Source organism: Microbispora sitophila, assembly GCF_014892245.1.
Taxonomy (GTDB): domain Bacteria; phylum Actinomycetota; class Actinomycetes; order Streptosporangiales; family Streptosporangiaceae; genus Microbispora; species Microbispora siamensis.
The window spans coordinates 21207-43876 of record NZ_JADBGC010000016.1; the positions used below are offsets into that span (position 1 = coordinate 21207).

The 22670-nt window shown below is 71.3% G+C and carries 25 protein-coding genes; 8 read left to right on the plus strand and 17 right to left on the minus strand.

Annotated elements, in window-relative coordinates:
- Nucleotides 1-111 precede the first annotated feature (111 nt).
- A complete protein-coding gene (locus tag IL992_RS27600) occupies nucleotides 112-420 on the minus strand; it encodes a helix-turn-helix transcriptional regulator (RefSeq protein ID WP_193206300.1) in 309 nt (102 codons plus the stop codon).
- 158 nt (nucleotides 421-578) lie between these two features.
- Between IL992_RS27600 and IL992_RS27605 the strand changes: the two genes are divergently transcribed.
- A complete protein-coding gene (locus IL992_RS27605) occupies nucleotides 579-1751 on the plus strand; it encodes an aminotransferase class V-fold PLP-dependent enzyme (protein ID WP_319018866.1) in 1173 nt (390 codons plus the stop codon).
- A 1-nt stretch (nucleotide 1752) separates the two neighbouring features.
- On the opposite strand, the gene IL992_RS27610 is transcribed toward IL992_RS27605, so the two are convergent.
- On the minus strand, nucleotides 1753-2715 hold the full coding sequence (locus tag IL992_RS27610; protein ID WP_193206302.1) for a glutathione S-transferase family protein: 963 nt from the start codon (nucleotides 2713-2715) through the stop codon (nucleotides 1753-1755).
- Nucleotides 2716-3019: 304 nt separating this feature from the next.
- Nucleotides 3020-3496: an SPW repeat protein gene (locus IL992_RS27615; protein WP_183532790.1), complete on the minus strand. Its 477-nt coding sequence runs from the start codon at nucleotides 3494-3496 to the stop codon at nucleotides 3020-3022.
- Between the two features lie 190 nt (nucleotides 3497-3686).
- Here IL992_RS27615 and IL992_RS27620 point away from each other — a divergent pair, with 190 nt between their 5' ends.
- Nucleotides 3687-3881 carry a CsbD family protein gene (locus IL992_RS27620; RefSeq protein ID WP_142560504.1) on the plus strand — a complete coding sequence of 65 codons (195 nt, stop codon included), beginning with the start codon at nucleotides 3687-3689 and terminating at the stop codon, nucleotides 3879-3881.
- A 296-nt stretch (nucleotides 3882-4177) separates the two neighbouring features.
- Here IL992_RS27620 and IL992_RS47835 read toward each other — a convergent pair whose 3' ends face one another.
- Complete coding sequence (locus tag IL992_RS47835; protein WP_264295104.1) at nucleotides 4178-4303, minus strand: hypothetical protein; 126 nt, start codon at nucleotides 4301-4303, stop codon at nucleotides 4178-4180.
- A 281-nt stretch (nucleotides 4304-4584) separates the two neighbouring features.
- On the minus strand, nucleotides 4585-5238 hold the full coding sequence (locus tag IL992_RS27625) for a hypothetical protein (RefSeq protein ID WP_193206303.1): 654 nt from the start codon (nucleotides 5236-5238) through the stop codon (nucleotides 4585-4587).
- A 178-nt stretch (nucleotides 5239-5416) separates the two neighbouring features.
- On the opposite strand from IL992_RS27625, the gene IL992_RS27630 reads away from it, so the two are divergent.
- The gene (locus tag IL992_RS27630) at nucleotides 5417-6001 is read left to right on the plus strand and encodes a DJ-1/PfpI family protein (RefSeq protein WP_193206304.1); all 585 of its coding nucleotides are present in this window, start codon (nucleotides 5417-5419) and stop codon (nucleotides 5999-6001) included.
- Nucleotides 6002-6018: 17 nt separating this feature from the next.
- On the opposite strand, the gene IL992_RS27635 is transcribed toward IL992_RS27630, so the two are convergent.
- From IL992_RS27635 to IL992_RS27660, 6 genes are read right to left on the minus strand one after another with little or no spacing between them, the layout of a single operon-like run.
- Nucleotides 6019-7023 carry a M24 family metallopeptidase gene (locus tag IL992_RS27635; protein ID WP_226873902.1) on the minus strand — a complete coding sequence of 335 codons (1005 nt, stop codon included), beginning with the start codon at nucleotides 7021-7023 and terminating at the stop codon, nucleotides 6019-6021.
- The gene (locus tag IL992_RS27640; protein WP_193206305.1) at nucleotides 7020-7967 is read right to left on the minus strand and encodes an ABC transporter ATP-binding protein; all 948 of its coding nucleotides are present in this window, start codon (nucleotides 7965-7967) and stop codon (nucleotides 7020-7022) included. The genes IL992_RS27635 and IL992_RS27640 overlap by 4 nt, the downstream gene beginning before the upstream one ends.
- Nucleotides 7964-8767: an ABC transporter ATP-binding protein gene (locus IL992_RS27645; RefSeq protein WP_193206306.1), complete on the minus strand. Its 804-nt coding sequence runs from the start codon at nucleotides 8765-8767 to the stop codon at nucleotides 7964-7966. The genes IL992_RS27640 and IL992_RS27645 overlap by 4 nt, the downstream gene beginning before the upstream one ends.
- On the minus strand, nucleotides 8764-9639 hold the full coding sequence (locus tag IL992_RS27650; protein ID WP_193206307.1) for an ABC transporter permease: 876 nt from the start codon (nucleotides 9637-9639) through the stop codon (nucleotides 8764-8766). The genes IL992_RS27645 and IL992_RS27650 overlap by 4 nt, the downstream gene beginning before the upstream one ends.
- Nucleotides 9636-10709 (minus strand): ABC transporter permease, encoded by a 1074-nt coding sequence (locus IL992_RS27655; protein WP_193206308.1) that lies wholly within the window; start codon nucleotides 10707-10709, stop codon nucleotides 9636-9638. The genes IL992_RS27650 and IL992_RS27655 overlap by 4 nt, the downstream gene beginning before the upstream one ends.
- A complete protein-coding gene (locus IL992_RS27660; protein WP_193206309.1) occupies nucleotides 10684-12279 on the minus strand; it encodes an ABC transporter substrate-binding protein in 1596 nt (531 codons plus the stop codon). The genes IL992_RS27655 and IL992_RS27660 overlap by 26 nt, the downstream gene beginning before the upstream one ends.
- A 138-nt stretch (nucleotides 12280-12417) precedes the next feature.
- On the opposite strand from IL992_RS27660, the gene IL992_RS27665 reads away from it, so the two are divergent.
- The gene (locus IL992_RS27665; protein WP_226873921.1) at nucleotides 12418-13077 is read left to right on the plus strand and encodes an Lrp/AsnC family transcriptional regulator; all 660 of its coding nucleotides are present in this window, start codon (nucleotides 12418-12420) and stop codon (nucleotides 13075-13077) included.
- Here IL992_RS27665 and IL992_RS27670 read toward each other — a convergent pair whose 3' ends face one another.
- Together IL992_RS27670 and IL992_RS27675 are read right to left on the minus strand one after the other, a co-directional pair.
- The gene (locus tag IL992_RS27670) at nucleotides 13078-13425 is read right to left on the minus strand and encodes a hypothetical protein (RefSeq protein WP_319018867.1); all 348 of its coding nucleotides are present in this window, start codon (nucleotides 13423-13425) and stop codon (nucleotides 13078-13080) included.
- A 127-nt stretch (nucleotides 13426-13552) separates the two neighbouring features.
- Nucleotides 13553-14581: an ROK family protein gene (locus IL992_RS27675; RefSeq protein ID WP_193206311.1), complete on the minus strand. Its 1029-nt coding sequence runs from the start codon at nucleotides 14579-14581 to the stop codon at nucleotides 13553-13555.
- Nucleotides 14582-15031: 450 nt separating this feature from the next.
- Between IL992_RS27675 and IL992_RS27680 the strand changes: the two genes are divergently transcribed.
- Nucleotides 15032-16351 carry a cellulose-binding domain-containing protein gene (locus IL992_RS27680; protein ID WP_193206312.1) on the plus strand — a complete coding sequence of 440 codons (1320 nt, stop codon included), beginning with the start codon at nucleotides 15032-15034 and terminating at the stop codon, nucleotides 16349-16351.
- A gap of 127 nt (nucleotides 16352-16478) precedes the next feature.
- Nucleotides 16479-17060 carry a hemerythrin domain-containing protein gene (locus tag IL992_RS27685; RefSeq protein ID WP_193206313.1) on the plus strand — a complete coding sequence of 194 codons (582 nt, stop codon included), beginning with the start codon at nucleotides 16479-16481 and terminating at the stop codon, nucleotides 17058-17060.
- 60 nt (nucleotides 17061-17120) lie between these two features.
- Here IL992_RS27685 and IL992_RS27690 read toward each other — a convergent pair whose 3' ends face one another.
- The 3 genes from IL992_RS27690 to IL992_RS27700 form a co-directional block, all read right to left on the minus strand.
- Nucleotides 17121-18320: a hypothetical protein gene (locus tag IL992_RS27690; protein WP_193206314.1), complete on the minus strand. Its 1200-nt coding sequence runs from the start codon at nucleotides 18318-18320 to the stop codon at nucleotides 17121-17123.
- Between the two features lie 111 nt (nucleotides 18321-18431).
- Nucleotides 18432-19106: a DUF6766 family protein gene (locus IL992_RS27695; RefSeq protein ID WP_193206315.1), complete on the minus strand. Its 675-nt coding sequence runs from the start codon at nucleotides 19104-19106 to the stop codon at nucleotides 18432-18434.
- 94 nt (nucleotides 19107-19200) lie between these two features.
- Nucleotides 19201-19587, minus strand: coding sequence for a hypothetical protein (locus IL992_RS27700; RefSeq protein WP_193206316.1), 387 nt, complete (start codon nucleotides 19585-19587; stop codon nucleotides 19201-19203).
- Nucleotides 19588-19729: 142 nt separating this feature from the next.
- Between IL992_RS27700 and IL992_RS27705 the strand changes: the two genes are divergently transcribed.
- The gene (locus IL992_RS27705) at nucleotides 19730-20104 is read left to right on the plus strand and encodes an STAS domain-containing protein (RefSeq protein ID WP_193206317.1); all 375 of its coding nucleotides are present in this window, start codon (nucleotides 19730-19732) and stop codon (nucleotides 20102-20104) included.
- Between the two features lie 23 nt (nucleotides 20105-20127).
- On the opposite strand, the gene IL992_RS27710 is transcribed toward IL992_RS27705, so the two are convergent.
- Entirely contained in the window at nucleotides 20128-21249 is a 1122-nt protein-coding gene (locus IL992_RS27710) for an MBL fold metallo-hydrolase (protein WP_226873903.1), read from the minus strand.
- 115 nt (nucleotides 21250-21364) lie between these two features.
- On the opposite strand from IL992_RS27710, the gene IL992_RS46595 reads away from it, so the two are divergent.
- A complete protein-coding gene (locus tag IL992_RS46595) occupies nucleotides 21365-22630 on the plus strand; it encodes a MurR/RpiR family transcriptional regulator (protein WP_226873904.1) in 1266 nt (421 codons plus the stop codon).
- Nucleotides 22631-22670 lie beyond the last annotated feature (40 nt).

Below are 22670 nucleotides of genomic sequence, written 5' to 3' on the forward strand. Positions count from 1 at the left end.
GCCACCGCCAGCGGTGACCCTCGCGCCGGGACGCCCTACGACGGCGGCCGTGATGACGACGCTGAGGAAGCCGGGTACTCCCCCTCGAACTGTGTTCAAGTATTCACGAAATCAGTTTCGTGCGTCAACCGCAGCCCCGAACAGTTCGAGGAACTCGCCGATGTGCCGGTGCCGCTCGATCGGGTGGCGGAACGGGGCGAGCGGGTTGATCGTGTAGTGGTTGCGCCGTCCCACGCGCTCACGGCGCAGGTAACCGGCCGCCTCCAGGTCGGAGACGATCGCCTGGGCCGCCCGCTCGGTGATGCCGACCGACTCGGCGACGTCTCGCAGCCGCGCGTCGGGATCGCGGGACAGCGCGAGCAGGACGTGGGCGTGGTTGGTGAGGAACGTCCAGCCGCCCGCAGGGGAGGAGGTGCTCATACCTCATTATGCGATGGGCGATTCACGAAACCCAGGTCGGCCACCCGCGGCGCCGTCATGGCGAAGACCGGCCCTGGCCGTCGAGGCGTACGTGCACGCGGAGAAGTGGGCCGCATATCGGGCAGAATGGGGCTTTCGGGATCTTTGGGAGGCCTCACGTGACCATCGACGTCGAACAGGTACGGGCGGATACGCCGGGGTGTGAGCACGTCGTCCACCTCAACAACGCCGGTTCGTCCTTGCCGCCCCGTCAGGTGACCGAGGCCGTGGTCGACCACCTGCGTCTGGAAGAGCGCGTCGGCGGCTACGAGGCGGCCGCCGCCACGCTCGATCTGTCCGAGCGGACCTACGACGCGCTGGCCGATCTCGTCGGCGCGGACCGCGACGAGATCGCCCTCGTGGAGAACGCCACCCGCGCCTGGGACATGGCCTTCTACTCTCTGCGGTGGAAGCCGGGCGACCGCATCCTCACCTCGCGCGCCGAGTACGCCAGCAACGCGATCGCCTTCCTGCAGATCGCCAGGCGGCACGACGTGCGGGTCGAGGTGGTGCCCGACGACGAGACCGGTGCCCTGTCCGTCGAGGCGCTGCGGGACATGATCGACGAGCGGGTCAAGCTGATCGCCGTCACCCACGTGCCGACCCAGGGCGGACTGGTCAACCCGGCGGCCGAGATCGGCGCCGTGGCGCGGGAGGCCGGGGTGACGTTCCTGCTGGACGCCTGTCAGTCGGTCGGGCAGTTGCGGGTCGACGTCCGCGAGATCGGTTGCGACCTGCTGTCCGCGACCGGCCGCAAGTTCCTGCGCGGGCCGCGCGGCACCGGGTTCCTGTACTGCTCGCGGCACATCCTCGACCGCCTGGAGCCGCCGTTCCTCGACCTGCACGCCGCCACCTGGACCTCCGCCGACTCCTATGAGGTGCGCGGCGACGCCCGGCGGTTCGAGAACTGGGAGGGCTACGTGGCCGGCAAGATCGGTCTCGGCGTGGCCGCCGACTACGCGCTGAGCCTCGGGCTCGACGCCATCGAGGAGCGGGTGACCGGCCTCGCCGAGGCGCTGCGCGGGCGGCTGGCCGCGCTCCCCGGAGTGACCGTGCACGACCGGGGCGCGCGACGGTGCGGCATCGTGACGTTCACCGTGGACGGGCACGACAGCCGGGACGTGGCCGCCCGGCTGTCGGCCGCGAAGGTCAACGTCTCGGTGTCCGCCGCGTCCTCCGCCCGGTGGGACTTCGAGGCCCGCGCGCTGCCCTCGCTCGTGCGGTCCTCGGTGCACTACTACAACACCGAGGAGGATCTGGACCGGCTGTGCGAGTCGCTGCCCTCGGCGTGAGCTAGAGGCTCCAGTCGATGACCGGCCCCGCGGGCACGATGCGCAGCGGGTTGATCTTCGGGTGGGTGCCGTAGTAGTGCCGCTTGATGTGGTCGAAGTTCGTCGTGCCGCCGAAGGCGGGGTTCGCGTACAGGTCGCGGGCGTAGCGCCAGAGGTTGGGGTAGTCGGCCAGGCGGCGGAGGTTCGCCTTGAAGTGGGTCACGTACACCGTGTCGAACCGGGCCAGCGTGACCCACAGGCGCACATCGGCCTCGGTGAGCCGGTCGCCGAACAGGTAGCGGCGGCCGGCCAGGCGCTCCTCGAGCTCGTCGAGCGCCGCGAACAACGTCGTCACGGCCGCGTCGTACGCCTCCTGGCTCTCGGCGAAGCCGCACTTGTACACGCCGTTGTTGACGTCGGCGTACACGCGCTCGTTGAGCGCGTCGATGTCGCGCCGCAGGTCCTCCGGGTAGAGGTCCATTCCCGGCCTGGCCCACCGTGCGAACGCCTGGCCGAGGTCGAGGCTGATGTCGGGGAAGTTGTTGCTGACGATCCGGCGGGTGCGCCGGTCCCACAGCACGGGCACCGACACGTGGCCGTCGTAGCCGGGCTCGGTCGCCTCGTACGCCTCCCGCAGCAGGGTGAAGCCGTTGAGGTCGTCGGGACCGTGGCCGGGGCCCTCGCGGAACGCCCACCCGCGCCCGTCGCGGACGGGATCGACGACGGACATCGACACGACGTCCTCCAGGCCGAGGAGCGCCCGCACGATGACCGAGCGGTGGGCCCACGGGCAGGCCAACGACACGTACAGGTGGTACCGGCCGGGCTCGGCGGGATATCCGCCGCTCCCGTCGGCCGTCACTCGGTCGCGGAAGCGGTACAGGGGCCGCTCGAACGACCCGTCCGGCCGGGTGGCCGCCTTGATCGTGTAGTCGCCGTAGGCCGCGAAGTCCACCGGACTCGCGACGGGGGCCGTTGTCGTCACGCCGCCACCGTCCTCTCGTCTCCGACGAGACGAGAGTAACGGGAGCCGGTGACATGACCGGCCATGGCATCGACGGCGCAGCCGGCCACCCCTCGCCGTCCTCGCGACTGATGACCTCCAGCCCCGACCTCTGACCGCGCCACGCCGCCAAAGCCTCTGAAAGGCGTCGTACTCGCTGCGCCGGCAGGCCGGGTCGACCCACCATCGGGCCGGCATCGCGGGAGCGGCCGCGTCGGACGGCGGTGCCGCGCCTGCGCGCCGCGTGACCGGTGCGGGGCGCCGCCCGCCGTCGGCAGGGGGCCGGTCAGTGGGCCGGGCCCATGTGTGCTGGTCCCGTCGTGCGGAAGCCGCCGGGCTGCCCGCGCTCCATCATGCCGAACCGCATGGTCGCCAGGCCGAAGAGCAGGATGAGCGCGCCGACGACCACGTTGCTGATGATCGTCGAGGTGGTCGCCATGCCTCCGCGGATCACCCAGGGGGCGATGATGGTCCAGATACCGAGCAGCGGGGCGACCCAGGAGATTCCGTAGGTGCGCCCGAACGCCGAACTGTACCCCATCGCCAGGAGCGCCACGGCGAGGCCCGTGATCAGGTTGTTCACGGCAAGCGGAGTTCGCGTGCCGCTGAATCCGACGATCCACGGCGAGAGCGCTAGATACAGGCCGCTCAAGAGCGTGAGACCGTCGGCGAGCTGCGCGGCGGGATTCGCCGCGGCGGCCTCGTAGCGAGCGCGCATCTGCATGATGTCGGGATGCGTCCCGATGTCGGCACCGTGTGTCATACGTCACACCACCCTTCAGAGGTGTGTGCTGTAGTCCTTATTCCTAGCGTACGCCCGATTCGTCACCTTTTCCCGTTTTGGTGGGATTGTGTTTGCGGGGTGTGAGCGGCGACACGCCGGGCGGCGTTTAGCCCCTTCACCAGCGGAAAGAGGGAGTTCGTCAGCTTCTGGAACCGAGAGGAGAGCCCGGATGAGCACGGAGGACAAGTTCCGCAACAAGTCGGAAGAGGTCGCCGGCAAGGCCAAGGAAGGGCTCGGCAGGGTCACCGACGACGAGAGCCTGGAGGCCGAGGGCCGGGCCGACCAGTCCAAGAGCCACATGAAGCAGGCCGGTGAGAAGGTCAAGGACGCCGCCGGCAAGGTGAAGGACGCCTTCAAGGACTGACCCGCGCGACGACGATTTCGCGGGAGGCGACAGGCCGTACAGGGCCCGTGCGAACGGGTCGGTGGCCGTCGCCGGGAGACGAGGGGCCGCCGAGCCGGGCACGATGTGCCCGGCGCTCCCGTCCCCTTGATGGTGTGGAGAGCGGCCGGCTCCCTAGGGAGCCGGCTTCCGCGTTCACCGGGCGTTCAACTGTGCTTTCACTGGCTGTGGCTCACGTGATGACGGGCGACGGTCGTCTCCGGACCCGTGATTCGGGCGGGCGACGCCGGCCCGCGATGACGAAAGACGTCCGCCGGTCAGGTCGCGTGCGGCAGTGAGACGCGGAAAGTCGACGTCACAAGAGCCTGGATGAGACGCACGAGCAGCGCCTCCAGGACCATGAGGGCCGCCCGGGAGAGTACGGCGGCGAGGAACTCAGACACTTCACACCTCGATAGGACAAATCGGCTTCTAGGGAAGAGTGACGCATCAACCTCCCAAAACGGCGTAGTTAAGGTTACCGTTCGGTGAACGGTCGGTGACCGTTGCGGATACACGTCCTGATCATGCGTCCCCTGCCATGTCCCCGATCATGATTGGTCCCTGCGTGGCCGGGCGTGCCGCGGCCTCGCATCGCCCCCTGCCGGTCCTCCGCCGGCTGCCTCCGGACGCGCGCCGGTCGCGCGGTGCCGCCGGTTCGCGGACCCGCGCGAGGCGCCCTGCGTTACTTGGCGCCGGCCCTGGTGCGCCGGGTGGTGGTGGCGGGGGTCTTCGCCTCGCCCTTGGCCGTGGTGGTTCTCCTCCCGGCCGCCCGACCCGTCGTCGGCGCCGCCGGCTCCTGCATGGTTCCGGCTCCGGTGGCGGCCGTCCCCGGAGTGGGCGCCGCCGTCCCGCGGGTCTCCCGCTGCGGGCCGCCCAGCGGGGACCAGCGCTGCTCGCGGGCCCTGGCGCGCTGGGCGATCAAGGTGCCCGCGCCGATCGCCGCCGCCACCGGCCATTCGAGGATGCCGAGCGCGGCCAGCGCACCGAGACCGCCGTAGTACATGATGCGCTCGGGCGGCGGAAGGAACGTCCGGGCGACGTCCATGGCGTGCCCGACGTCACGGCCGCTGATGTGCGGCATTTCCACGTGCGGCAGGTGCATTTCGGGCGCCCGCAGCTGGAGTCGCAGGAACGGCAGGTTCAGGTCCAGCTGAGGCCGGTGCTCCTCCTTCATCTCCATGCCCGGGCCGGTGGGCGGAGTGGGCGTGGGTGTGGGCGGCTTGGTCGTCGTCCGGGCACGGGTCGTCCGGCCCCGGGCGGTCGTCGTGCCGGTCGTGGCCGTGCCGGCAGTCGTGCCTGCCGTGGTCGTGCCCGGCGTCGCCTCGGTCGTGGTCATGGATCCTCCCCGATGACGTGTCCCCCGACGCGGATCTCTGCCGACCCGCGAGAGCTTCGGGAAAATGACCTTTCTATCCTCTATCGAGCCTCCTGTGGTTGCTGGTGCTGATAGCGACTATTTGCCCATTTTTGCCGGTGCTTTCGTCTCCGAACCCCCCTGCGCGAGGATGGCGGGCATGACACGGATAGGGATCTTGCTGTTCGACCGGGTGGAGGAACTGGACGCGGTGGGTCCGTGGGAGGTCTTCGGCGTGTGGGCCAAACTGCGTCCGGACGAGGCGGAGGTCGTCGCGTTCGCGCCTCGGGCGGGAGCCGTACGGGCATCCAAAGGGCTCACCCTGCACGCCGACAGGTCGGCGGCCGACGTCGGCCACCTCGACGTCCTCGTGCACCCGGGCGGGGCCGGGACCCGTCCCCAGCTCACGGACCCGGACCACCTCGCATGGGTGCGGGACCAGTGCGAACGCGTGCCCCTGATGACCAGCGTCTGCACCGGATCGCTCGTCTTCGCCGCGGCCGGGCTGCTGGCGGGCCGCCCCGCGACCACGCACTGGGGCGCCCTCGACCTGCTCGCCGAGCTGGACCCGACCATCGACGTCCGCCGCGAGGAGCGCTTCGTCGACGACGGCGACATCGTCACCTCGTCCGGGGTGTCGGCGGGCATCGACATGGCGCTCCACCTGGTGGCACGGCTCGCGGGGGTCGAGCGGGCCCGCGAGGTGCGCCGGCACATGCAGTACGACCCGGAGCCGCCTGTGTAGTGAAGCGGCTCGACGGTCTACCGGTCGAGGACGTGCAGCGCGCGGGAGCCGGTGCTGAGCAGCTCCGGTCCCTCCTCACCGCACACGACCACGTCGGCCACCCGGGCGCCGAAGAGGTCGGGCAGGTAGATGGCGGGCTCCAGGCAGACGGTCATCCCGGCCTCGAACCTCTCCCCGGCCGCCAGCCAGGGCCCCTCCGCCGGGCTCAGCCCGATGCCCCGGCCGGCCCGGGCGGCGGCGTAGTCGCCGTAGCCGCTGCCGTCGATGACCTCGCCGGCGATCGTCGCGGCCTCGGCGCAGGCCACTCCGGGCCGTACGCGGTCGACGGCGGCCCGCTGGGCGGCGAGGACGACCGAGTACATGGCGTCGAAGTCCTCCGGCGGCTCGGCGACCGCGAAGACCCGGGCGACCTCGGCGCAGTAGCCGTTCCAGCGTCCGCCGACCGAGACGAGCAGCGCGTCGCCGGGGTTGATCACCCGCTCGCACGGCCGGTGACGCGCGTCGGCGGAGTGCTCGCCCGCGGCGACGAGCACGGAGGGCGCCCCTTCGCAGCCCGTCTCGGCGAGCATCGCCCGCAGCCTGCGGGCCATCGCCTGCTCGGTCGCGCCGAACCACGCCAGTTCGCGCGCGGCGAGCAGCACGGCGTCGGCCGCCGCGGCGGCGTGCCGCATCGCGGCCACCTCGTCGGTCCGCTTGCGCAGGCGGAGCGGCGCGAGCACGGCCGAGGCCAGCACGAGTTCCGCGTCCAGGCGCAGCGCGAACAGCTCGGCGGCGTGCATCTGCGGGTCCACCGCCACGCGGCGGGCCGTCGGCGGCACGAGGGCCGCCGCCTGCGCGGGGTCGTCGGCCGGAGCGGGCGGCCCGTCGAGCGCCACCACGAGGTAGCTCTCCTCGCCGCCCGCGGCCGACGGCGGGGCCGCCCGCAGATACCGGAAGTCCGGGGAGGGCCGCAGCACGAGGGCGTCGATGCCCGCCCCGGCCATCCCGGCGCGTACGTCCTCCAGCATGAGCGGGTCGATCATGACGTGGAGGACGGCTCCGGCGCGTGCAGCCAGCAGGCCGCCGGCCCGAAGTCCGGCTCCCGCTCCCGGCACACGTCCATGACGAACGGGCAGCGGGGATGGAACCGGCAGCCCGCCGGGGGATCGGCGGGGTCGGGCACGTCCCCGGGCAGCTCGGCGGGCAGCACCCCGGCGCCGTCGGGGGAGGGGATCGCGGCGAGCAGCGCCCGCGTGTACGGGTGCTTCGGGTCGGCCCACACCTCCGCGGTCGGCCCTGTCTCCACGACCTTGCCGAGGTACATGACCGCGATCCGGTCGGCGATCAGCCGTACGACGGACAGGTCGTGGCTGATGAACAGCAGACCCGCGCCGGACTCCACGGCGAGGTCGCGCATCAGCCGGGCCACCTGCGCCTGGGCGGAGGCGTCCAGGGCGGAGATCGGCTCGTCCCCGATCAGCAGCGAGGGCCGGGCGGCGAGCGCCCGCGCGATCGCGACGCGCTGCCGCTGTCCTCCGGAGAACTCGTGCGGGTATCGGCCGGCGAACGCGCGCGAAAGCCCGACCCGTTCGAGCAGGTCGTCGGGCTCGGTCGCGGTGTCGCCCGCCGTACGCAGCCCGTCGGCGATCTGCGCGCCGACGCGGCGGCGCGGGTTCAGCGAGGAGTACGGATCCTGGAACACCATCTGCACGCCGGTCAGCGCCGGGTCCCTGCGGCGCAGCCCGAGGGGCGTCACCGGGTGCCCGCCGACGAGGATCCGTCCCGAGGCCGCGCCGTGCAGCCCGCACACCGCCCGGGCCAGGGTGGACTTGCCGCATCCCGACTCGCCGACCAGGCCGACGACCTCGCCGGCGGCGACGTGCAGGCTGGCCCCGGCCACGGCCTTCACGACCGGGCGGCCCGGCGTGCGATGCTCCACGACCAGGTCCTCCACGGACAACAGGGGCCCAGTAAGAGGCACGGTCATGGCGAGTTCTCCCCAGGAGGCACGGGCAGGGCGTCGAGCAGCGAACGGGTGTAGGGGTGGCGCGGCTCGCGCAGCACCTGGCCGCGCGGGCCGGTCTCCACGACCAGCCCGTCCTTCATCACGCTCACTTCGTCGGCGACCGCCGACATCACGCCGAGGTCGTGGGTGACGAGGAGGACGGCGAGGCCGAGGTCGTCGCACAGGCCGCGCAGCAGGCGGAGGATCCCGGCCTGCACGGTCACGTCGAGCGCGGTCGTCGGCTCGTCGGCGATGAGGACCTCGGGCTCGCAGGCCAGCGCGACGGCGATGGCGATCCGCTGCCGCATGCCGCCGGAGAACTGGTGCGGATAGCGCTTCAGCGCCTCCTCCGGGCCGGGGATGCGCACCTTGGCGAGCAGGCCGGCGGCCCGCTCGCGCGCTTCCTTCCTGCCGATGCCCAGGTGGTGGCGCATGTGCTCGGTGAGCTGCCGCTCCACCGTCAGCATCGGGTGCAGGCTGGTCGCCGGGTCCTGGAAGACCATGGCGATCTTCGCGCCGCGCACCTCGTTGAGCTCACGGGCCGGCATCCCCAGCAGGTCCCGGCCGCCGAAGGCGATCCGTCCCGACGCGCGGGAGCCGTGGGGGAGCAGGCCGAGCACGGCGAGGCCGGTCATGGTCTTGCCCGAGCCGCTCTCGCCGGCGAGGCCGTGCACACGGCCCGCCTCCAGGCTCAGGTCGACGCCGTGCAGGACGTCGTGGCCGCCGATCGACACCCGCAGCCCCTCGATCGTCAACGTCGCCGTCCCTGATTCGGCTGTCACAGGGCACGCTCCTTGATCGCCCGGGCGGTACGCGGGTCGAGCGCGTCGCGCAGCGTGTCGCCGAGGAAGTTGAACGCGAGGACGACCGTCAGGATCGCGAGCCCGGGGAACGTCGCGACCCACCAGCTGTCGAAGACATCCACCCCGGCGGCGACCATCGCGCCCCACTCGGGCGACGGCGGCTTGGCGCCGAGCCCGAGGAACGACAGGCCCGACAGCAGCAGCAGCGCGGTGCCGATGTCGAGGGTGGCCAGCACCAGGACGGGCCCGGTGACGTTCGGCAGCACGTCCACCCGCAGCGAGCGCCAGGCGGAAAAGCCCAGCAGCCGCCCGCTCAGCACGAACTCCCGCTCCCGTACGCCGAGCACGAGCCCGCGGGTCACCCGCGCGTACGCCGGCCAGGCGACGACGAGCACGGCGAGCACCGCGTTGCCGAGGCTCGCGCCGAGGGCGGCGGCGACGACCATCGCGAGGATGACGGTGGGGAAGGCGAACACGAGGTCGGCCAGGCGCATGATCGTCTCGTCCACCCACCGGCCGAAGTATCCGGCGCAGGCGCCGAGCAGGCCGCCGATCAGCACCGACAGCACCACGAGCAGCAGCGTGAGCGGGATGGACACCCGCGCGCCGTACATGATCCGGCTGAGGATGTCGCGGCCGAGCTGGTCGGTGCCGAGCCAGTGGCCCGGGCCGGGCGGCGCGAGCCTGGGCAGCTCCTGCGCCAGCGGGTCGTGCGGCGCGAGCGCCGGCGCGGCCAGCGCGACCATGATCCAGGCCAGCGCGACGACGGTGCCGACGATCGCCAGCGGCCGCCGCCACGCCTGCGGGAGGCGGCTCACGCGGGTGCGCGCGAACAGGCCGGCGCGCTTCATGAGACCCTCACCCTCGGGTCGATGACGCCGTAGAGCACGTCGACGACCAGGTTGATGACGAGGTAGACCACGCCCACCACGAGACCGACGCCCATGACGGCGGGCAGGTCGAGGGTGGTGGCGCTCTTGTAGGCGTACTGGCCGACCCCCGGCCAGGCGAAGACGGCCTCCACCAGCACGGTGCCGGACAGCAGGCTGCCGAACGCCAGGCCGGCGACGGTGATGACGGGCACGAGCGCAGGACGCAGGACGTAACGGAACAGCACCACCCGGCCGGGCAGGCCCTTGGCGCGGGCGGCGCGTACGTAGTCCTGCCCGAGCACCTCAAGCACGGCCGAGCGGGTGAACCGCGTCAGCAGGCCGATCGTGTAGAGGGCCAGCACGAGCGCCGGCGCGGCCAGGTGGCCGACGGCAGAGGAGAACGCGTCCCAGCGTCCCGACAGCAGGGCGTCGACCGTGTACAGGCCGGTGACCTGCGGCGGCGGGGTCATCCCCGGATCGATGCGGCCGCTGCCCGGGGTGACCTGCAACCGGAAGAAGAACACGTAGAACGCCACCAGCGCGAGCCAGAACGTCGGCACCGAGATGCCGACCAGGCTCAGCACCCGCAGCACGTGGTCGGAGAGCCGGTCGCGGCGCAGCGCCGCGACCACCCCGAATCCGACGCCGAGGACCAGCGAGACGAGGATCGCCGCCCCGGCCAGCTCCAGCGTGGCCGGCACGGACTCGGCGAGGTCGTCCAGCACCGGGCGGTGGCTCTGCTGGCTCGTCCCGAGGTCGCCGTGCAGCAGTCCTTCGAGGTGCATCAGGTATTGCTGCGGCAGCGGCCGGTCGAGGCCGTGATCGGCGCGCCACTGGGCCACGATCGCCGGGTCGCCGAGAGCCCGCTGGCCGAGGTTGGCCGACACCGGGTCGCCCGGCACCAGGTTGGTCAGCACGAAGGTGACCAGCGTGATCCCCACCGCCAGCAGCACCGCCGTGACGATCCGCCGGACCAGGAACCGGGCGAGCGGGCTGCGCAGTGCCCGGTTCCCCGTACGGCGGCTACTTGGCGCCGAGGCCGGCGACATTGATCGTCCACACGGGGTGGTACTCCACACCGGTGACGGACGCCGCCGTCACGATGTTCTGGCCGGGCTGGATCAGCGGCATGAACGGACCGGTCGCATTGAGCTTCTGCTGGAAGTCGGTGTACGCCTGCTTGCGGTCGTCGTCGATCACCGCGGCGCCGGCCTTGTCGGCCGCGGCCTCGACGTCCTTGTCCGCGCCCGCCTTCCATCCGGCCCGCAGGCCGACCAGCTTGCCCGGGGCGAACGACAGGTAGTTGCTGGGATCGGGGAAGTCGGGGCCCCAGTACCACAGGCCCAGCTCCTCCTTGCCGTTGCGGTAGTTGTCCAGCGCGGTGGTGACCGGAGCGGGGGTCAGCTCGACCGTGATGCCGACCTCCTTGAGATTGGCCTGGATGCGCTCGGCCAGCGGCTGGAAGGACAGGCCGTTCACGGTCAGCTCGCTGGGGTACTCCAGCTTGACCGTGGGGTCGGTCACGCCGCTCTGCTGGAGCGCCGCCTTGGCGCCCTCGACGTCGCGCTTGGCCGCCTGGTCGGCCGGGAGCGCGCCGAGGAACATCGACGGGATGATGCCCGACGCCTGCGTCGAGCCCTCGCCGGCCAGCTCCAGCAGGCCCGGGTAGTCGATGCCCTTGCGCACGGCCTCGACGAACTTGGGGTTGGAGGTGACCTTGCTGACGCCCGAGTCCTGGTTGGCGAGCAGGAAGAACACGTACGCCGACGCGGTCCGCTTGACCTGCAGGCCGCCGGAGATGCCGGCCACCTGGTCGCCGGACAGGTTCAGCGCCACCTGGCTGTCGCCGCGCTGCACGTTGAGCTTCTGCGTGGCCGACTCGACGTTGCGGATGACCACCTTGTCGTAGTACGGCTTCTTCGCGCCCCAGTACTGCGCGTTCGCCTTCAGCACGACCTGGCTGCTCACGTTGAACGACTCGATCGTGTACGGACCCGAGCCGGCCGAGGCGGAGTTCAGGTACTGCTCGGCCTTGTCGTTCGGGTCGTTCGTCGCGCCGTGCTCCTTGGCCACCTTCGAGTTGAGGATGCCGAGAGCCGGGTTCGGCAGGATGTACGGAAGCGCCGGGTTGGGGGTCTTCGACGTCAGCGTGATGGTCGTGTCGTCGGTCTTGGCGATCTCCACGCCGTCGAGCAGGAACGACGGGGTGCCCTTCATGTCGCGCACGCGGGTGAGGGAGAACACCACGTCGTCGGCGGTCACCGGGGAGCCGTCGGCGAACTTGGCGCCCTGCCTCAGCTTGAGCGTGAGCTCCTTGCCGTCGGGCGACAGTTCGTACGACTCGGCGAGCGCGGGCACCGGCTTGGTGACGTCGGAGCCTTCGAACGTGAGAAGCGTGTCGTAGGTCGCCTTGTCGACGATGAGACCGGTGGGCTCGTAGGTCCGTCCCGGGTCGGCCGTCTTGAGGTCGAACGAGGTGTCTATCACGAGCGTCTTGCCCGCGGCGCCGCTTGGGGTGCTGCTGGACGAGCCGCCGCCGGAGCAGGCCGCGAGGGCGAGTGCGCCGGTCAGCGCGACCGGCAGAAGGCCGGCCCTCGCCTGCCACGAACGGGTCGTCATTGTGGTCCTCCGAAAATTGGCCAACCCTTGGCCGTGTGGACGTTTGGTCGCCGATCGTCCAGGATTGTCCGGCAGAAAGTCCAGCTCCTGCGGCCAAGCCGAGACGAATCTCCCACGGAGGATGAACCAGTGACCGAAATGTCAAGCAACTCGGGGTCCGGGGGCGGTGCCACTGGACGGATCGGCATCGGCCTGGAGCTGGACGCCACCCATCTGAAGATCCTCGAGGTGCTCAGGGACAACGGGCGGGTCTCGGTGTCCGCCCTCGCCGAGCGGGTGGGGATCTCCCGGGCCAACGCCTACACGCGCTTCGAGGCGCTGCGCGCCGACGGCGTGATCAGGCGCTTCACGGCCGAGATCGACCACCAGCGGGCCGGCCTCGGCATCGTGGCGCTGATCTTCGTGACCGTGCGCCAGCAGATGTGGCGGCAGTTCCGCGCCCAGCTCGCGCAGATGCCGGAGGTGGAGTACTGCGCCATCACCACCGGTCAGCACGACGCCATGATCCAGGTCAGGATGGCCGACGTGGCCGAGGTGCACGCGATGGTCACCGAACGCCTGGCCAACATCCCGGCCGTCAAGGCCACCGAGACCGTGTTCATCCTCGACGAGGTGCTCAGGCGGCCGTACGTGCTGCCGAGCGACCGGGAGCGGGACCGGGGCCGCGGCGCCCCGCGGCGGCCCGGCCCCTCGCCCTCGCCGGACCCCGAGCAGGGACAGGGGCAGGGGCTGCCGCTCGGCAAGATGCGTTTCGTCGGCGCGGCCGAGGGCCGCGCCGCGCTGCGCGACGCGACCTAGCTAGACCACTTCGGCGCAGACGCTGACGTGGGTGGCGTCGTCGCCCTCGAACTGGAACTCCTCCACTAGGCGCAGCCGGCCGTCATCGGCCGTCTCGATGCGGCTGGTGCTGCGGCCGCTCGCGCGCTCGCCGGTCTTCAGCAGGTGGACGTAGGACAGCTCGATGCGGTCGGCGTCCCGCGTGCCGACGAACCGGCCGTGGACGACGGTGTCGCCCGTGTAGTGCCCCCAGATGACGCCGCCCGACTCCTCGTAGGCGAACTCGGTGGGCGCGTCGGCGTCCACCTCGCTGGCCGTGGAGCTGATCATGACGAAGCGGCGGCCGTTGAGCAGGTCTGTGTCGTTCACGAGTCCGCATCGTGCCGGACCGAACGAGATTCGCAACCCGTTCTGGACGTTCCGTTCACCGGACCCAGGCCGGGTGTGTGATCCGTCCAGATCATCCGCCGCGGCCGGGCCCGATCGCGAACAGGTGTCAGCGGCCGACGATCTCGGCGAGAGCGGCGAGCGCCGCGCCCCGGGCGCCGGCCATGTCGAGGTCCTCTACCAGAGTCACCGCGGCCACCCGCCGCTGCTCCTCGCGCAGCAGGGTGTGCTCGCGGACCTTCTCGAGGAACCACTCGCGGAAGTGCGGGGCCGCCTCGACCACCCCTCCGCCGAGGAAGTACGCGTCCGGGTCGGTGAAGTTGGCCGCGATGGTGAACAGCCTGCCGATGGCCATGGCCTGCTGCTCGAAGACCTTGAGCGCGAGCGGGTCGCCGTTCTCGGCGTAGCCGCGCAGCAGCTTGGCGGCCTTCCCGACGGGCTCGACCCCGTGGAGCTCGTGTCCGGGGAAGCGGGTCAGCCAGTAGGGCAGCAGGTTCTTCTCGATGCCGGTCAGCGAGGCGACGCTCTCGGCGTCCCCGACGAAGCCGCAGTTGCACTCGGGCAGCGGCTGGCCCTCCTCCAGCAGGCCCTGCAGGGGGATGTGGACATGCCCGAGCTCGCCGGCCATCCCGGCGGCGCCCTTCACCACGTGTCCCGACTGGATGACCCCGCCGCCGAGGCCGGTGCCGACGATGGCCGAGACCGACGAGTGCTGCCAGGCGTCCGGCCCGAAGCGTACGTGGTGGGAGTAGAGGGCGGCGGCGTTGCCGTCGTTGTTGTAGACGACCGGCAGCCCAAGCCGGGACTCCAGGGCCCCGCGGAAGTCGAAGCCGAACCAGCCGGGATCGACGAAGTTGGTCGCGCCCTTCGAAGAGATCACGCCGTCGGCGCTGGCCGGGCCCGGGGTGTCCAGGCCCACCGCCCGTACGGTGGAGCGCGGCGTGCCGGTCAGCTCCAGCACGTTGTCGAGGGCGAGCAGAAGCTGCTCGACCGCGACCTCGGGACCCTCCCGTACGAGGCTGGGCGTCTCGACCATCCGGTCCACGAGGAACCGCCCTGAGGCGTCGAGAACGGTCGCGTTGTTGCTTGTGCCGCCGTTGTCGAGCCCGACGACGACCCAGGACCCTGCATCTGCCATTGGGGGTTGTCCTTTGCGTTCGCGCGTGTCAGTGCGAAGACTACGAGAGTCGGACGCCCGGGGCACCGGCCAGGGCACAACAGGCGGCGGGCGGCGGGCGTGGCGCGTTCCGCGTGCGAGCGCGCGCGGGTGCCCAGGGTGAAAGATTCAGTTCGCCCCGTGCTCCGCGCCCGGCGGTCTCCGGCCGCCGCCGTGCCCCTGAGCTGCGCGGGTGCCGTCGCCGCGCGGGCGGGTCCGGCCCGGGAGCGGCGGCGTCCGTTGACCGGTTCCGCGACCCGGAGAAAACATCTGCGTCCGGGGGCCGCAGCGTCGCGACCCATCTGTCCCAGTGGCCGCGGCCCCGAGCGGGAGCGCCTGACCTCGCCTGTCCGTGCTCGTTTTCTGGAGGGGGCGGGGCGCGCGAGCCGGGTGGCGTGCCGAACGAGCAGATGCGCAGAAATCGAGGTACGCATGAAGCAGTTCCGTCCCGTCCGAGGGCTTCGCCCCGCCGCCCGCGGCCTGCCGGGCTCTCCGGCGGCGCGCCTGGTCGCGGCCCTGGCCGCCCTGGTCGCCGGCCTCGTGGTCGTGCTGGTGCCCGGCGCCGCCTCCGCGGCTCCCGTCTGCAAGGTGGACTACACGACCAACCAGTGGCCGGGCGGCTTCACCGCGTCGGTGCGGCTCACCAACCTCGGCTCGGCGGTCAGCGGATGGACGCTGCGCTGGACGGCGGGCACCGGCCAGCAGATCACCAACGCCTGGAACGCTCAGGTCAGCCAGTCGGGCACGACCGTGACCGCGACCAACGTCGCCTGGAACGGCTCGCTGGCCACCGGCGGCGCCGCCGATTTCGGATTCCAGGGCACCTGGTCGGGCAGCCTCACGACGCCGTCCGACTGGTCGCTGAACGGCGTGCCGTGCGGCGGCACCTCCTCTCCCTCGCCGTCGCCGACCCCGTCGCCCACGGTGGACCACTCGCCGTCGCCGTCCCCCTCGCCCACGCCGTCACCGACGGTGGACCACTCGCCGTCGCCCTCACCTTCGGTGACGCCCTCCCCGTCCATCGACCCGTCGCCCTCGCCCTCGGTGACGCCCACGCCGTCCGGCTGCTCGGGGACGGGTCTGGTCGTCTGCTCCGGCTTCGAGGACCAGTCGGGCACGCCGTCGGGTGAGTGGCAGGTGACCACCCCGAACTGCTCGGGCACCGGCACCGCCACGATCGACACCGCCACCGCGCACAGCGGCGGCAGGTCGCTGCGGATCAACGGCGGCGGCAACTACTGCAACCACATCTTCGCCGCGACCACCAAGAACGTCTCCGGTGTCTCGCCCGTGGTGTACGGGCGCATGTGGGTGCGCCACACGACCGCGCTCCCGGCGGGCCACGTCGCGATGATCACAATGGCGGACTCCAGGGACGGCGGCAAGGACCTGCGGATCGGCGGCCAGAACGGCGCGCTGCAGTGGAACCGGGAGTCCGACGACGCCACGCTGCCCGAGCAGAGCCCCTCCGGCGTCGCGCTGAGCGCCCCGCTGCCCGTCAACCGCTGGGTCTGCCTGCGCTTCCAGATCGACACCACGCAGCAGGCCATGCGTACGTACCTGGACGACCAGGAGATCGTCGGCCTGCGGGTGGACGGAACGCCGACCACCGACGTGGACGCCCAGTGGCTGCGCCGCTCCACCGCGCCGCGGCCCACGACGTTCCGCCTGGGCTGGGAGAGCTACGGCGGTGACTCGGACACCGTCTGGTACGACGACGTGGCGCTGGGGTCGAGCCCGATCGGCTGCTGATCACCCCACGGCAGGGGTAGATAGCCGGGTGTCCGCCATGTGCGGTCAGGCTCGACCGTGGTCCCGTTTCGTCCGGCGCCCGGCCTCCCGCGGGGAGGCCGGGCGCCGTATCCGAGGGGAGAGGGACATGACCGACGTGCAGCACCCGGTGCCCGAACTGATGAAGGAAGGCGACGTCGTCGACCTGCTCGTCCACCAGCACTCGCTGATCAGGGACATGTTCGACGAGGTGGAGCAGGCCGCGCCGGGCAGGCGCCACGAGCCGTTCCGGCGGCTGGTGCGCATGCTGGCCGTCCACGAGACGGCGGAGGAGGAGATCGTCCACCCCTACACCCGGCTGCGGGTGGACGGGGGAGCGGGTGTGGTGGCCGACCGGCTCAAGGAGGAGCACGAGGCCAAGGAGATGCTCCGCAGGCTGGACGTGATGGGCCCGGAGCACCCCGGCTTCATGCCCGAGCTGAACAAGCTGCGGATGGCCGTGCTCACGCACGCGCGGGCCGAGGAGCGCTACGAGTTCACCAGGCTCCGAGCCGAGACGACGGCGGCGGAGCGGCGGGCGATGGCGCTCGGCGTCCGGGCCGCCGAGGCGATGGCGCCGACCCGTCCGCACCCGGGGGTGGAGTCGATGACGAAGAACCTGCTGCTGGGCCCGCCCGCGGCGATCATGGATCGGGCGCGCGACCTGATCCGCCAGGCGCTGCGCAGGTAGGAGCGTGATCCCCGGCTCGGGTCCGTACGCGTGGGTGCGGGCCCGGGCCGGGACCCGTCCTCAGCGGGTGCGCAGGCTGTAGAGGGGGTGGGCGCCCTCGGTCTCCATGCGGTACTCGTCGCCCGACCTGGCGCGGTTCTCGTCGATGACGCGCTCGCTGGGCGGCTCCTCCCCGCCCATCAGCTGCTCCTGCCAGCGCTGGAAGCGCTCGTGGGCCTCCTGGACGTACCCGGTGCCCAGCGTCGTGTAGTCGATCTGCGTGGCGATCAGCTCGCGCAGGTACTCCTTGTTCGGCTCGAACGTCACCGGCTTCGGCAGCTCCCGGGCCACCAGCTGCTCCGGATCGCGCCCGTCGTGCTGGCGGAACAGGTCCGCGGCGATCCGCAGGTGCTCCAGCTCCATGTTCAGATGCAGCTCCCAGATCGCCTTGATCCTCGGGTCGGACTCGGTCTCCATGAACGAGTGGTACAGGTAGCACTCGTTGTACTCGTGGTTGAGCCACTGCTCCCACCACGTCTCACCTGGGTCGAGCAACGACTCGTAGTGCGTGACGTGCTCTTCCTCGATGAGCCCGATCTCCTGGTAGAGCTGCCGCGCGATGGGCTCCATGTACATCGGGCCCACGTTCATGTAGAAGTTCATCGTCTGCTGCTCCGCGGACATGATCGTCAACGCGTGCAGCTTCGAGATCGGCTTCGCCTTCTCCCGGTCGTAGTGCTCGCGGACGTTGTCGATCGGGTGGCGGTGGTGCATCTTCGTCGGCCGGCCCGGCATCACCTCGGTCAGCCGGTCGACGATCTTCTCGGCCTTGCGGTGCTCGATCATCTCGTACAGGTTGGCGTACCGGTACAAGTGGTCGAAGTCCTCCAGCACGCCGAACTGGTAGGCCTGTTTGAGATAGGGATCGGGCTCCATCCGGGCCACCCAGGCGGTCAGGTCCACCGCCACCTGCTCGTAGGCGAGGGTCGTCTCCAGCACCGAGGCCAGACCCGGCAGCAGCCAGTTGACCGCCTTCTGCTGCTGGGCCTCGATGTAGCGCACCTCCGCCAGGCGCTGCCGCACCTCCAGGTCGGGGCAGCGCCTGGCGAAATGATGGCTGAACATGATCGCTTCGATCTCGATGCCGTTCATCGTGATGATCCGGCACCGGGTGTAGGGATCGGCGCGGTCCGGATCGATCGGCGTGACATTCAGCTCGCGCCAGTTGCGCACCTGCCGATCCAGCGGGATTCCCCGCTCCTGCAGCGGATTGAACGTCATCTCGGTGCTCCTCCCCACGATTGGCGCTGGGCGTACCCAAACCGTGGAATGCGACAAACGTGGACATTCGGAGGCTTTGACCGGGATTGTCATCCGGTGGCGTGGGGTCCCTCAGCCGGTGGACGCCGTCTCGGAGTGCGGATCGCCGACCTTCTTCGACTGCGGTGAGCCCCGCTCGCGCAGGAAGATCGCCAGCAGGACCATGGAGGCGACCGCCAGGAACTCCGACTGCCAGTTCTGCAGCGTGCGGTTCCAGAAGTCGGGGGAGGTCACGTAGCCGGCCCAGCCGACGGGGTCCTCCAGCCGGGCGAGCTGCTCGTTGTTGTAGGCCGCGAGACCGGCGACCGACTGGGCCAGCCAGGACAGCAGGAAGAGCAGGCCCATCACCATGCCCAGGGAATGACTGAAGACCGTCCGCCGCCAGCCGGGCGCCGCCGCCCAGGCGGGGGAGCCGGGGCCGGCGTACGGGCCGACCTTCTGCTCGGCATCGGACTCCAGGCCCTCCTCGCCCCTCTTCTTCGACTCCGGCGAGCCGCGCTGGATCAGCCAGACGGTGATGAGGATGTAGAGGAAGAACTGCAGATACTCCGACTGCCAGTTCTCGGCCACGTCGACGGCGAAGCTCGACGAGGTGACGTATTGGGTCCAGGTGACGGGGGAGCCGCCGTCGGCCACCTGTTCCTCGTTGAAGGCCGCCGCGCCCGCGACCGACTGCCCGGCCAGGGTGATCAGGAACAGCAGCAGAAAGCACAGCGCGAGCGCGTTCTCCCTGACCAGACGCTTCATCGGCGTCACCTCCCCGCCAGGCCGACGACGATCACGTACGCGAGGACCAGTGCGATCGTGACCAGCAGCACCGCGTAGAGCGTGCGCGCACCGTTCACGTGTCCACCTCGCATTCGTACGGCTGCTCCGGGCGGGGCTCGCAGCCCGCGGCCCGCACCCGCCAGCCGTCGGGGAACCGGTGCAGGAAGAGTGTGTCGCCGTCCACCCGTACGCGTGCCTCGTCGCCCCAGACGTCGACACCGCGTACCGCGCCCGCCCGCAGTCCGGCCGACACGATCTGTTTCTCGCAGTCGTCCAGTGACCGCGCGGCCCTGGGTGCCAGGAGCAGACACGCCTCCCCTCCCCGGCCTTCCCCGGCCGCGGACAGGAACCGCTCCGCCGTCCCGGCGACCGAGGTGTCCTCCGCTGAGGCGCACCCTGTGACGATCAGCGCGGGGGCGACCAGCGCGAGGCAGACGACCGCCGTTGCTCGTATGCCCATGGACCGCGACTACCCGGGCGGCGGAAGTGAAACCTGAACAGAGTTTTCGTCGGTTATATGGGATTAATCACCCGTCACGCGTAATATGGGCGAGGCCGGAAGCGGTCCGGATAGGGTCGTCTCACCAGCGGAGGTGGGACCCTTGCACGACTTCCAGGTGTCGGTGGCGCAGTCGCCTCCCTTCACCCTCGTCACGCTCAGCGGCGAACTCGATGTGATCACGGTCCCCAAGCTGCGTGAGCGGGTGGCTCCCCTCCTGGCCTGTCCCGCGACACGGATCCTGTTCGACGTGGAGAAGCTGAGGTTCATCGACAGCGCCGGCATGAGGGTGCTCATCGACGCCTGCGTCCGCACCCCGCCGAAGGACGGTGACGGCGCCGTCTGCGGGATGAGCCCGCAGATGCGTCACCTGTTCTCGCTGCTCGGCCTCATCTCGCGGCTCATCGTGTATCCGACCCGCGCCGACGCGTTGCGTCATCCGGCGGCCATGCCCTCCGACACGGCCCGGATGAACTGACCGGCCGGCGCGGAACCGGCTTCTCACAAAATCGTCTGCCACCAGCCGTCCACCGGCGGCGGGTCGTCGACCGTGACGCGTTCGCCCGGTCGCGGCACCACGAGGCGCACGTCGCGTGCCTTGGCCTCCCGCCACAGCTGGTCGATCGGGTCGTTCCAGGCGTGCGGGGCGAGCGCGAACGTGCCCCAGTGCACCGGCAGCAGCACCCGGGCGCGCAGGTCGAGGTGGGCGAGGATCGCCTCCTCCGGCGTCATGTGGATGTCCGGCCAGCCCTTGCTGTAGGCGCCGATCTGGATCACCGACAGGTCGAACGGCCCGTGTGCCTCGCCGATCGCCGCGTACCCGTCGAAGTAGCCGGAGTCACCGCTGTAGAAGACCCGCCTGCGCTCACCCGCGACGACCCACGAGGCCCAGAGGGTCTGGTCCCTGCGGAACCCGCGGCCGGAGAAGTGACGGCCGGGGGTCGCCGCGAACCGGAGGCCGGACACCGTGGCCTCCTCGTTCCAGTCCAGCTCGATGATCCGGGACGCGGGCACCCGCCACCGTTCGAGATGGGCGCCGACCCCGAGCGGCACCAGGAACGGCGCGGACTGCGTGCGGGCCAGCAGGCGCACCGTGTCCATGTCGAGGTGGTCGTAGTGGTCGTGCGAGATGACGATCGCGTCGAGTTCGGGCAGCTCGTACAGCGGCACCGGCGGAGGGTGCAGACGGCGCGGCCCGGTGAACGACGCCGGGGAGCAACGCTCGCTCCACACGGGATCGAGCAGCACCCGCCGCCCCTCGATCTCGATCAGCGCCGAAGAGTGGCCGTACCAGACGGCGTCGAGGTCGCCGCCCCGGAACGAGCCGGGAGCCATCAGGGGAACGGGCAGGCGGGGCTTGCGCTGCGTCCGGCGGAGGAACTCGCGGGCGACCTGCTGCCTGGTCCCCGGAGGGAGGACGGGACTGGGCGTGGTGTTGCGGAACGCGCCGTCGCGGAACTGTCTGGAGCGCCGCACCCGCAGCGCCCGCTCGCCCGACGGCCGCGCCCCCAGCGCGGCGGGGACGTTCCGCACCGCCCACACCGCCGCCGCCAGGGCGGCCGCTCCCGCGACGAGCCCCACACGACGGCCCAGGTCACTACTTCTCAAACCACCGGTCTTCAACGGCAATCTCCTTGCTGAGTTCTGCCGATCAGACTAGGCAATCTCCGCGCCGGTCGCGCCGACGGCGCCTTGTCTGTGGACAACCCTCCCTGGAGACTGCGTGGTGAATGAAAGCATGCAGAAGCGATCGGCCCGGCGCGGGCCGGCGAGGTGGGGGATGATGAACACCGGCCACAACGCGGATGACGGCCCGGCCGCCCACCGCGACGACTCCGCCGACTTCGGCGGCCGTGACGCCCTCGGCGATCGGGGCGACCGTGACGGCGACGCCGCGTCCCGCCTGCTGCGGCTGTTCGAGGGGCACCGCCTGACACCCGTGCAGCGCAGGATCGCCCACTGTCTCGCGCAGCACGCCGCCGACGCGCCGTTCCTGTCGAGCATCGAAGTGGCCGAGCTGGCCGGGGTCAGCCAGCCGTCGGTGACCCGCTTCGCGATGGCGCTGGGCTACAGCGGATACCCCGGCCTCCGGCGCAGGTTCCGTGAGCTCGGCGTACGGCCCGGCCGGAACGGGGAGGGCACCGGACCGGATGCCCGCGCTTCCGCGCCCACGACCGCCCGCCGGCTTTCCGACGGCGACACGGCCGGGCAGGACGGGGGCAGAGGGCAGGGGCCCGCGGAGACGCTTCGTGCCACGCCGGAGGACTCGCGTCGCCCGTCGTCGCGACCCGGCGCGCCCGTGCGCCCCATGCCTGTAGACACCGGGCCCGAAGACACCCCGCCGGAAGACACCCCGCCGGAAGACACCCCGCCCGAAGACACCGCGCCTGAGGATCCCGATCCTGGCCTGGAACGGGCGACGGGACCGGGCGGCGAATACCGGCGGGCCGTGCTGGCGGAGATCGAGAACCTGCGCGCCCTCGCCCGGTCGCTGGACGACCCCGGGCCCGTCGCCGAGGCCGCCCGCCTGCTCGCCGCCTCGCGGCCGCTGCCGGTGCTGGGCCTGCGGGCCGCCGCGGCCCAGGCCGCCGGGTTCGCCTACTTCGCGGCGAAGGTTCACCCCGACGTACGGCCCCTGCACGAGGCGGGGTCGCTCCTGGCCGACCGTATCGAGCAGGCGGCGGCGGCCGGGGCGACGGCCCTGCTGTGCTTCGCCCTGCCCCGCTACCCGGCCGAACTGGTGGACGCCCTCCGGGCCGCCCACATGGCCGGACTGACCGTCGTCACGGTCGCGGACCGGCGGGTGCCGTCCCTCGCCGGCCTGTCGCACGTTCTGCTCATCGCCGCGGTGGGCACGCACCTGGTGTTCGACACGGCGTGCGCGCCGATGATGCTCGGCCGGGTGCTGCTCGAGGCGATGTGCGACGAACTGCCGGGGGCGCAGGCACGCCTGGAGGCGTTCGAGACGTCGGCCGCCGCCCGTGGGGTGTTCCTCATTGACTGAATCTATTCATTCACCCAGGATGGATGGGACTCACTGAATG

Coding starts and splice junctions, on each gene's coding strand:
- IL992_RS27600 (WP_193206300.1), bottom strand. CDS start 420: ATGAGCACCTCCTCCCCTGCGGGCGGCTGGACGTTCCTCACCAACCAC.
- IL992_RS27615 (WP_183532790.1), bottom strand. CDS start 3,496: ATGACACACGGTGCCGACATCGGGACGCATCCCGACATCATGCAGATG.
- IL992_RS27620 (WP_142560504.1), top strand. CDS start 3,687: ATGAGCACGGAGGACAAGTTCCGCAACAAGTCGGAAGAGGTCGCCGGC.
- IL992_RS27625 (WP_193206303.1), bottom strand. CDS start 5,238: ATGACCACGACCGAGGCGACGCCGGGCACGACCACGGCAGGCACGACT.
- IL992_RS27630 (WP_193206304.1), top strand. CDS start 5,417: ATGACACGGATAGGGATCTTGCTGTTCGACCGGGTGGAGGAACTGGAC.
- IL992_RS27635 (WP_226873902.1), bottom strand. CDS start 7,023: ATGATCGACCCGCTCATGCTGGAGGACGTACGCGCCGGGATGGCCGGG.
- IL992_RS27640 (WP_193206305.1), bottom strand. CDS start 7,967: ATGACCGTGCCTCTTACTGGGCCCCTGTTGTCCGTGGAGGACCTGGTC.
- IL992_RS27650 (WP_193206307.1), bottom strand. CDS start 9,639: ATGAAGCGCGCCGGCCTGTTCGCGCGCACCCGCGTGAGCCGCCTCCCG.
- IL992_RS27655 (WP_193206308.1), bottom strand. CDS start 10,709: ATGTCGCCGGCCTCGGCGCCAAGTAGCCGCCGTACGGGGAACCGGGCA.
- IL992_RS27660 (WP_193206309.1), bottom strand. CDS start 12,279: ATGACGACCCGTTCGTGGCAGGCGAGGGCCGGCCTTCTGCCGGTCGCG.
- IL992_RS27665 (WP_226873921.1), top strand. CDS start 12,418: ATGTCAAGCAACTCGGGGTCCGGGGGCGGTGCCACTGGACGGATCGGC.
- IL992_RS27675 (WP_193206311.1), bottom strand. CDS start 14,581: ATGGCAGATGCAGGGTCCTGGGTCGTCGTCGGGCTCGACAACGGCGGC.
- IL992_RS27680 (WP_193206312.1), top strand. CDS start 15,032: ATGAAGCAGTTCCGTCCCGTCCGAGGGCTTCGCCCCGCCGCCCGCGGC.
- IL992_RS27685 (WP_193206313.1), top strand. CDS start 16,479: ATGACCGACGTGCAGCACCCGGTGCCCGAACTGATGAAGGAAGGCGAC.
- IL992_RS27690 (WP_193206314.1), bottom strand. CDS start 18,320: ATGACGTTCAATCCGCTGCAGGAGCGGGGAATCCCGCTGGATCGGCAG.
- IL992_RS27695 (WP_193206315.1), bottom strand. CDS start 19,106: ATGAAGCGTCTGGTCAGGGAGAACGCGCTCGCGCTGTGCTTTCTGCTG.
- IL992_RS27700 (WP_193206316.1), bottom strand. CDS start 19,587: ATGGGCATACGAGCAACGGCGGTCGTCTGCCTCGCGCTGGTCGCCCCC.
- IL992_RS46595 (WP_226873904.1), top strand. CDS start 21,365: ATGCAGAAGCGATCGGCCCGGCGCGGGCCGGCGAGGTGGGGGATGATG.